The organism is Clostridioides sp. ZZV15-6383 (assembly GCF_020657735.1).
Classification (GTDB): domain Bacteria; phylum Bacillota; class Clostridia; order Peptostreptococcales; family Peptostreptococcaceae; genus Clostridioides; species Clostridioides difficile_D.
The window spans coordinates 23,397-32,718 of the sequence record NZ_JAGWCV010000041.1; the positions used below are offsets into that span (position 1 = coordinate 23,397).

At 29.1% G+C, this 9,322-nt stretch carries 7 protein-coding genes; all 7 read left to right on the forward strand.

From position 1 onward, the window contains the following. The first annotated feature begins 454 nt into the window (after nt 1-454). The 7 genes from KGF42_RS13990 (at nt 455) to KGF42_RS14020 (ending at nt 9,125) form a co-directional block, all read left to right on the forward strand. Nucleotides 455-1,498, forward strand: a complete 1,044-nt coding sequence (locus tag KGF42_RS13990) for an extracellular solute-binding protein (RefSeq protein WP_227826537.1) — start codon at nt 455-457, stop codon at nt 1,496-1,498. A gap of 292 nt (nt 1,499-1,790) precedes the next feature. Then, nucleotides 1,791-2,189: a hypothetical protein gene (locus KGF42_RS13995; RefSeq protein WP_227826538.1), complete on the forward strand. Its 399-nt coding sequence runs from the start codon at nt 1,791-1,793 to the stop codon at nt 2,187-2,189. A gap of 18 nt (nt 2,190-2,207) precedes the next feature. After that, on the forward strand, nt 2,208-3,200 hold the full coding sequence (locus tag KGF42_RS14000) for an ABC transporter ATP-binding protein (RefSeq protein WP_227826539.1): 993 nt from the start codon (nt 2,208-2,210) through the stop codon (nt 3,198-3,200). Between the two features lies 1 nt (nt 3,201). Then, on the forward strand, nt 3,202-4,896 hold the full coding sequence (locus KGF42_RS14005; protein ID WP_227826540.1) for an ABC transporter permease: 1,695 nt from the start codon (nt 3,202-3,204) through the stop codon (nt 4,894-4,896). 552 nt (nt 4,897-5,448) lie between these two features. After that, on the forward strand, nt 5,449-6,327 hold the full coding sequence (locus KGF42_RS14010) for a ketose-bisphosphate aldolase (protein ID WP_227826541.1): 879 nt from the start codon (nt 5,449-5,451) through the stop codon (nt 6,325-6,327). A gap of 35 nt (nt 6,328-6,362) precedes the next feature. Beyond that, nucleotides 6,363-8,258 (forward strand): fructose-specific PTS transporter subunit EIIC, encoded by a 1,896-nt coding sequence (locus KGF42_RS14015; protein WP_227826542.1) that lies wholly within the window; start codon nt 6,363-6,365, stop codon nt 8,256-8,258. Nucleotides 8,259-8,525: 267 nt separating this feature from the next. Beyond that, nucleotides 8,526-9,125, forward strand: a complete 600-nt coding sequence (locus KGF42_RS14020) for a helix-turn-helix domain-containing protein (protein WP_227826543.1) — start codon at nt 8,526-8,528, stop codon at nt 9,123-9,125. Nucleotides 9,126-9,322 lie beyond the last annotated feature (197 nt).

Below are 9,322 nucleotides of genomic sequence, written 5' to 3' on the forward strand. Positions count from 1 at the left end.
TAATAGATAAAAATTTAAGGTTTAGATGTGAGGAGGAGGTATAGTTTCACAGTGGTTCATATTTCTAATTAAGACTTAAAATGGAAACTATACATACATGCATTATTTACTAAATGTGGACTAGATAAAAAAATAATAAGTGATTTAAGAAAGTATCTCATATACCATATAAGTATTAGTTTAGGTGACCTATTCATAGGTCATTTTTTATACATGTAAATAATGATAATACTAATATTTAAAATATGTTTTAAAGAAATAAAATACCAAGATTGAAAATGGATTAATGTGAATATAAAAATTATATGTATAAAAATAAGTATACTCATAGAAAAAAACAATAATAAAATTAGTGATTATAGAAAAATACAATTATATAGATTATTGTTGAATCATTGACTACAAGAATAATAACATTTAAAATGAACATGGAGAATATAGGGGAGGAATCAATATGAAAAGAAAAATAGCAGCTATTTTATTATCTGTAGTAATGTCATTATCACTTGTAGCTTGTAGCAATGATAACACATTAAAAAGTGATGAATTAGAGGATACATTAGTAGTATATACTACACATGGAGAGGATATGCTAGGAGCAATTTCTGAAGAATTTACAAAGGAAACAGGCGTTAATGTTGAATTCATAAATTTAAAAGGTGAACTAGCAGATCGTGTTAGAAGTGAAAAAGATAATCCACAAGCAGATATAATGTTTGGTGGAGATACATCTACATACATGCAATTAAAAGAAGAAGGATTATATGAAAAGACTGAACCAAGCTGGAACAATGAATTAGACAAGCCTTACAAAGATTCAGACGGATATTGGTATGGAACTATAAAAACACCAGTAATGATGTTTTATAACACAAAACTATTATCAGCTGATAAAGCACCAAAAGATTGGAGCGATTTAACAAAAGAAGAATATAAAGACTTAATAGCTACTAGAGACTCATTATCATCATCTATGCGTTCTACTGTTAGTAATTTAATCAATTACTACTCAACTACTAAGAGTGAAGATGAAGCTTGGAAGTACCTTGAGGATTTAAATAAAAATATAAAGAACTACTACAATAGCGGAAGTGTTATGTATTCAGCAATAGGTAAAGGTGAAGCAGCAATATCTATTGCAGTATTAAGTGATATAATAGATAATAAAGAAAAAAATAATATGCCATTAGAAGTTGTAGATGCAGAGAGTGGTTCTGTAGTAATCACAGACTGTGTAGCAGCTCTAAAAAATGCACCACATCCAAATGCAGCAGCTAAATTCGTAGATTTTGTTGGAAGTGCTAAGGTTCAAGCTATGGTTGCAAATGATTTTAACCGTATTCCAACATTAGATTCTGCACTTAAAGATTCACCAAAGTGGATGTCAAAAGAATATAAAGCTATGGATGTAGATTGGTCTGTAATTGGAAAAAATCAATCTAACTGGATTGAAAAGTGGGAAACAGATATAATAGATAACAATAAAACTATAAAATAGCCTAATTAAATAATTTAATATTATATACAAAAATAGTGAGGATTTTCCTCGCTATTTTACGTATGAGGGAACTATAGTATCTCATAATTTTGTATAACTCATACAACCAAATGATACTAATACACCAATATTAAATAAAATAGCTTTTGAGCAACTAAAGAAGTAGTTGGCGATATGAAGTGATTCGTAGACGTAGTCGTTCAAATGAAGCGAATTTTTTATTATGCAAAACTTTTAATTATAGTAAAAGTACAATTTATGTGAGCAAGGAGATAAAAAAGTATTTGATTTTATGCAAGAGGTCAAAGACTCTACAAATCTTACTTTAAATGAGAAAAAAGCTGAGGTAATGCCAATTATAATAGAAAATAGACTTAAGAAAAATACTGTAGGTGGGTATTGGGCTTTGGAATTTTCTAAAGAGGCTGTTGATAATTGTGTAAGTGGATTTATTGATATAGAATATAAAATGAAAATTATGATGGCTAGTGATGGTTTTTCATGTGGATATGATAGATATAAGATTTTTGATAAAGATGAAATGATGAAAATAGCAGAGATTAAAGGTATAGATTATATATATAGAAAAGTTAGGGAACTAGAAAAGGATGATGAAATGGCAATAGAGTTTCCTAGATTTAAAATCTATGATGATTCATCATGTGTATATTTGGAGATTTATAAATATTAGATAATTTGTGGAGACGATATGAAGAATATAGAATTAAAAGAAATTAATCATTATTATGGAAAAGAAAAAGTATTACATGATGTTAATATATCCATTAAAGAAGGAGAGTTTTTTACTTTATTAGGTCCTTCTGGATGTGGAAAAACGACTATTTTAAGAATAATTGGTGGATTTATAAAACCTTCTTCTGGAAGTATTTATGTTGGTGATAAAAATATTACCAACCTAGAGCCAGAAAATAGAAATATGGGAACTGTTTTTCAAAACTATGCACTGTTTCCAAATATGACTGTTGAAGAAAATGTATCTTATGGATTGAAAATAAAAAAGCTGTCTAAAAAAATTATAATGGAAAAATGTGATAATTATTTAGAGCTGGCAGGAATGAAAGATTTTAGGAAAAAAAAGATTGATGAATTATCTGGTGGACAGCAACAAAGGGTGGCAGTAGCAAGGGCATTAGCGACTGAGCCTACTATGCTTTTATTAGATGAGCCAATGTCTAACCTAGATATAGCTTTAAGAATCAAGATGAGAGAAGAAATAAGAGATATACAGCAAAAGATAGGTATTACTACTTTATTTATTACTCATGATCAACAAGAAGCCTTAGCTATTTCTGATAGAATAGCTGTAATGGATAAGGGTAAAGTTCTTCAAATTGGTGTGCCAATGGAAGTTTACAAAAAACCATTGAATGATTTTGTAGCAAACTTTGTAGGTACTTCAAACTGTATTGAAAAAGAAGATTATGTTAATTTTAATATTGAAAAAGAGACAAAGCCTTATATTTATAAAAGACCTGAAGAAATGGTATTATTGCAAAATACTAACCAAAGAGGTTTTGTAAAAGTAAAAGTAGAATCTAAGAATTTCTTAGGAGCAATTTTAGAATATACAGTATCAAATAATGGAAAAAAGTATCAAGTAACTGAACTTAATAGACTGAATAATAGCAATAAATTAAACGTAGGGGATAGGGCATATTTAGGTGTGCTACAAGGTGAATAATATGATTAAAAAAATAAACCATAGTAAATTCACACCTAAAAGTGTTATTTCTATTATTTTATATAGTATATTATTTTTGATTTTGATTGGATATATTATCGTACCAATAGGCAACACCTTTGTACAAGCATTCCAAGGTAAAGGTGGATATTCTTTTGAAGTTTTCAAAGAATATTTTTCAAATACTAATAATTTAAGGGTAGTAAGTAATACTATAATTTTGGGATTGTGTTCTGTACTCGTATGTGGAATTATGGGAATATCACTTGCCTTATATATGACATTTGTTTGTGATAAACACAAAAAAATCATACATATTCTTCTACTAAGTCCAATGATGATTCCAGGAGTAATTATGGTAATTGCATGTATTCAGATTTATGGAGAAAGTGGGATAGTTACAAAATCTATAGAAATTTTACTCCCCTTTATCAAAAAACCTTATGATTTTAGTGGATTAAAAGGAATTTTATTTGTAGTTGCTTATACTCAGTATGTGTATTTTTATTTAAATGTATATGTTGCCTTAAAATATGTGGATTACTCAACAGTTGAAGCTGCAAAAGGAATGGGAGCATCAAAGCTCAGAGTATTTTTTGATGTAATATGGCCTGTTATTACACCTGCGGTTATAACTTCTACTATTATAACTTTTGCATCAGGGATTAGTTCTTTCTCAGCTCCAAATCTTATAGGTGGTGGTTTTAAAGTTTTAAGTACTCAGATTGTTAGGTCTAAGGCTAATAACCACATGGATATAGCCTCAGTTCAAGTAATTACTTTATTATTAATGGGGATTTTATTTATGATTTTATTACAGTATTATGGCAAAAAATATGGAGTAGTACCATCCTTAAAATCTCAAAGTTATAAAGTTAATAATAGAAAAAAAGACTTATTTACATTTGTATGTAAGATTATTATTGAAATACAAATTATTATGATTATGCTTCCTATAATTACTATTGTATATTTGTCCTTTGTAAGCACACATTCAATTATGACAACTATATTTCCTAGAGACTTTACACTGGAAAACTATCAGATGATTTTCCAAAAATCACGTGTATTACAGCCTCTATTAAACAGTTTGAAAATGTCTTTAATGGCAGTGGCAGCAGGATTGGTAATCACTGTACCAGTATCGTATTTAGTAATTAAAAAGGATACTACATATAATCGACTAGCAAAATTTATTATAATGTTGCCTTGGAGTATGCCTGCAAGTGCCATTGCGGTTAACCTAATTAATACATTTAATCAAAAAAGTATATTTGCTTTTAATGAATCCTTAATAGGTGGTTTTTATATTTTACCTATAGCATATACAATTTATGCCTTGCCATTATTATTTTCCTCCAATGAGGTTGCTATGAAGTCAATAAATTTAGGACTAGAAGAATCATCAAGGAGTTTAGGTGCTGGAAGGGTAAAAACCTTTTATAATGTAATAGTACCAAATATGATGCCAGGAATAATTTCAGGAGCTATATTAGTATTTATTCGTACAATTGGAGAATATACAATGTCAGCCTTACTTTATGGTGTTTATAATAGACCTATTTCAATTTCTATTGTAACTAATATGCAAGAATTTAAGATAGGAGTATCTATGGCTTATGGTGTATTAGTAATTGGTATATGCTATGTAGCATTAGGAATAATTTTTAAATTAGATAGAAAAAGATTTACATAAAATAACAAAGGCTAATTTATAAATTGGTGTTTAGAAAACCAAGTCATTTTATTCCTTAGAGATAAACTCGATGGGTGTTATTTTTGGTGTTTTATGTCAAGTTTATGGAAGTACAAAATTAGATAATAGTGAGTATGATTCCTATAAATCATCTCTACCATTGAAATCTACAAAAAGATATTGGCTAAATAGCTAATATCTTTTTAATTTTTTTGATTCAAATATAGCACTAACTATGGTATGAGTATCTTTAAATTTATAGTTAAAGTACCTTAATTGCTTACTATAAAAATCTAGGAAAGCTAAAGTATATTAAATTAAAACGCTTAAAAAGAGAAGATGTACATGAGAGGTATAATTAACGATGATACAGACTTCTAAAAATTATTTAGTGAAAAGGAACTCAAAGTGTATAATAAAAGTTCCTTTTCAATAAGGAAAACGATTGTTATTTTCTGAACTTTATTAACCTGATATTATTTAAATATAAACAACAACAAAATTAATAAGAAGCAAACTCAACCTAAAATTTAAAATATCGGGAGGTACAATATGTTAATAAATATGAAGGAAATGCTAAAAGTAGCACAAGAAAATCAATTTGCTGTACCAGCATTTAATATAGGAAGTGGGCAAATACTTAAAGCAGTAGTACAGAGTGCTAACGAAAAAAATGCACCAGTAATACTTGCAATACACCCAAATGAGCTAAGTTTCCTAGGAGATAGCTTTGTAGCTAGTTGTATAGAAGAAGCAAATAAGAGCAAGGTACCTATGGTAATACACTTAGATCATGGGGAAAATAAAGAACAAATATTAAGAGCAATAAGATGTGGATTTACATCAGTAATGATTGATGGGTCACATTTACCGTATGAAGAAAATGTAGCTATATCTAGGGAAGTAGTAGAAATAGCAAAAGGATTAAATGTATCTGTAGAGGGAGAACTTGGAACAATAGGAACAACAGGGACATCAGGAGAAGGTGGTTCTGATGAAATAATATATACAGATTCAAAATTAGCTAGGGATTTTGTTGAAAAAACAGGAGTAGATACACTAGCTATTGCAATTGGTACAGCACATGGTATATATCCAAAAGGGTTTAAACCAGAACTTAAATTAGATTTATTAAAAGAAATACGAGAAGTAGTAGATATACCTTTAGTTCTTCATGGGGGGTCATCAAATCCAGATGAAGAGATAGCACAAGCAGTTAAACTAGGAGTTTGTAAAATAAATATTTCAAGTGATGTTAAGTCAGCATATTATAAGAAGTGCAGAGAACTGTTGGAACAAAATCCAAGTTTATATGAGCCAGATACTATATATCCACCATGTATAGAGGCTGCAAGAGAAGTTATAGAGTTTAAAATGAATTTATTCAATGATATAGATAAATTAAAATGCTTTTACAAAAATAAGAATTAGTTATGAGGAAACAAATAAAAAGGAGGGGAGAATTTATGATAGGTCAAATATTACGAAGTGATTGTATTATACTAGATAAGCAATTACAAACTAAAAAAGATGTGATTGATTATATGGCAAATCATCTGTATCAAGGAAATTATATAAATGATAAAGAAAAGTTTATAGTTGATATTAATAAACGTGAAAAAGAATCATCAACTAACATGGGGAATTTAATTGTTATCCCTCATGCCAAGTCAAGTTCAGTAAAGCAACCTGTAATGATGTATTTAAGAACTGATAAGGAAATTACGGATAATGATGGTCAAAAAATTAGGTCATTTTTTATGATAGCAGTTCCAGAATCAGGTTTAGATGAGCATCTTAAGATTATATCTAAACTAGCTACATATCTAATGGACGAAAATCTTCTTAAGCACCTACTAAGTGCAGAAACTCCATATGAAATATTAAATATATTTAATAATAAAGCTGTAGAATCAGGAGATTCAAGTGATAATCAAAATAAAGGTCTTATAGTTGGAATAACAGGATGTCCAACAGGGATAGCTCATACTTTTATGGCAAAGAAAGCATTAGAGGAAGCAGGGCAAGAACTTGGATATGAAGTTAAAATAGAAACTCATGGAGCTATAGGTGTAGAAAATAAATTGACTAAAGAAGATATAAAAAGAGCTGAATATGTAATAATAGCTTGTGATAAAGAAGTTCAAATGAGTAGATTTATAGGAAAAAAAGTATTACAAAAGAAAGTAGTAGATGCTAAGAATGTTTCATTAGCTAAAAATTTAATTATAAACGCTGAAAATGGAATGGCTAAAGAAATTAAACCAGGTGGAAAAACTTTAGAAGATTCAAAAGAAATACTTCAAGGGTCAGAGAAAAAAGGTGTTTATAAACACTTAATGAGTGGTGTATCTGAAATGATTCCATTTGTAGTAATAGGTGGGATTGGTATAGCCATAGCGTTTATGTTTGGTATATTTGCATCAGACCCAACTCATGAAACATACAACCCTATAGCTGGATTCTTTGGACAACTTGGAGGCGATTCAGCATTTAAGTTATTTATACCGATACTTGCTGGTTTTATAGCTAAATCAATAGCAGGAAGACAAGGTTTTGCTCCTGCTATGATAGCTGGTTTTATGGCAGTTATTGGAGGCTCAGGGTTTATAGGTGGTATGGTAGCTGGATTTGCAACAGGATATATAGCTTTAGGAGTAATGAAGATAACAGAAAATTTACCAGATGTATTAAAGGGAGTAAATGCTGTATTAATATGTCCACTGTTGATTGCATTTACGAGTGGAGCTATAATGTTCTTTGTAGTTAATACGCCAGCATCATGGTTAAATGAAGCTTTACAGTCTTGGTTACAAAGTATGTCTGGAAGTAATAAAGTATTATTAGGTGCAATATTAGCAGGAATGATGGCATCAGATATGGGAGGACCTATTAATAAAACGGCTTCAGCATTTGGATTAGCGATGTTTTCAAGCAATATATTTGAACCATCAGCAGCGTTAATGGTAGGTGGAATGGTACCTCCATTAGCAATATCATTAGCTATGTTAATATTCAAAAATAAGTTTACTAAAGAAGAAAGAAAATCATCCCTACCAACTGCTATAATGGGGGCATCTTTCATAACAGAAGGAGCGATACCGTTTGCAGCTGCAGACCCATTAAGAATGATTCCAGCAAATATAATTGGTTCTTGTATAGGTGGGGCAATATGTATGAGTTTAGATATAACTTTAATGGCACCACATGGGGGAATATTTGTAATACCATTTGCATGTAGTGCACCAGTTGCATATATAGCTTGTATATTAGTTGGTACAGTAATAACAGCATTGATTATAGGGGTAACAAAGCCTACTATAAGAAGTGAAAATAGTGAAGTTGAATTACTTGGTGCTTAAATTATAAATAATAGTAAAAATAATTAATGGAATAACAACAAGTATATAGAATAACAATAAGGATATTTAGAATCAGTTAACTACTTCTAAATATCCTTAATTTTTATTTTGAAATTATATTATCTATTATATCAATTTAGTAAGGTGTATCATAAATTCTTTTATGATACAGAAGTATCTTAGTAATTTTACATAGTTAGTAAATATGTTAAAATAGTACTTAATATAAACATAGAAATATATAAACATAGGTAGGGAGGGCTAAGTATGCTTGTGTCGAGGCAAATTGAATTTCTTAAATTGATATTAAACGAAAATAAGTATAGACCTATAAAATACTTTAAAGATAAATTAAATGTATCCGATAAAACTTTACAAAAAGATTTGAAGATGATTGAGAAATATTTAGAAACTTTTAATATAAAAATTGATATAAAAAGGGGCTATGGAATATTAATAGAAGATTTAGCAAAGAAGAACATAGACTTAATTAACAGTTTAAATATACAATCGAAGGAAAATAAATCTTTATCAGTAGAGCAAAGAAGAATGGAAATTTTAAAGTATCTATTACTAAATTCAAGTAATATAACTTCAATAAATCAATTAGCAGATAAATATTATGTAAGTAAAACTTCTATAGTAAATGATTTTAAATATATAGAGGCATGGATAAAAGAATACAATTTAAAACTTAATAAGACTTTAGAAGGAACTAAGATTATAGGTAAAGAAGTAGATATAAGGAAATCGATTGCTAAAATGATGGATGATTTATTAGATGAAAATTATGAACAGCATGATATATCTGAGTTAACAAGATTAGATTCTGCTACGTTTAGTGCGTTGATGAATTTATTTGATTAAAAAATAGCTACGCACACTTGTGACTTTAGTCATGAGTTAGTAGCTAAATTAGTCAGCATATAGGGAAACTTATATGTAGAGATAGGATAGAACCTATCCAATACTACTTGAATTGCTAAAAACCCCTAAAGCTAACCAAACTAAAACATAAGGATGAAATAAACCTAAGTGTGAAAGTTACGAAAGTAGAAAAAATT

What these genes read in the sequence shown, in the direction of transcription:
- KGF42_RS13995 (WP_227826538.1), top strand. Translation starts at nt 1,791, where the DNA reads ATGCAAGAGGTCAAAGACTCTACAAATCTTACTTTAAATGAGAAAAAA.
- KGF42_RS13990 (WP_227826537.1), top strand. Translation starts at nt 455, where the DNA reads ATGAAAAGAAAAATAGCAGCTATTTTATTATCTGTAGTAATGTCATTA.
- KGF42_RS14010 (WP_227826541.1), top strand. Translation starts at nt 5,449, where the DNA reads ATGTTAATAAATATGAAGGAAATGCTAAAAGTAGCACAAGAAAATCAA.
- KGF42_RS14020 (WP_227826543.1), top strand. Translation starts at nt 8,526, where the DNA reads ATGCTTGTGTCGAGGCAAATTGAATTTCTTAAATTGATATTAAACGAA.
- KGF42_RS14015 (WP_227826542.1), top strand. Translation starts at nt 6,363, where the DNA reads ATGATAGGTCAAATATTACGAAGTGATTGTATTATACTAGATAAGCAA.
- KGF42_RS14005 (WP_227826540.1), top strand. Translation starts at nt 3,202, where the DNA reads ATGATTAAAAAAATAAACCATAGTAAATTCACACCTAAAAGTGTTATT.
- KGF42_RS14000 (WP_227826539.1), top strand. Translation starts at nt 2,208, where the DNA reads ATGAAGAATATAGAATTAAAAGAAATTAATCATTATTATGGAAAAGAA.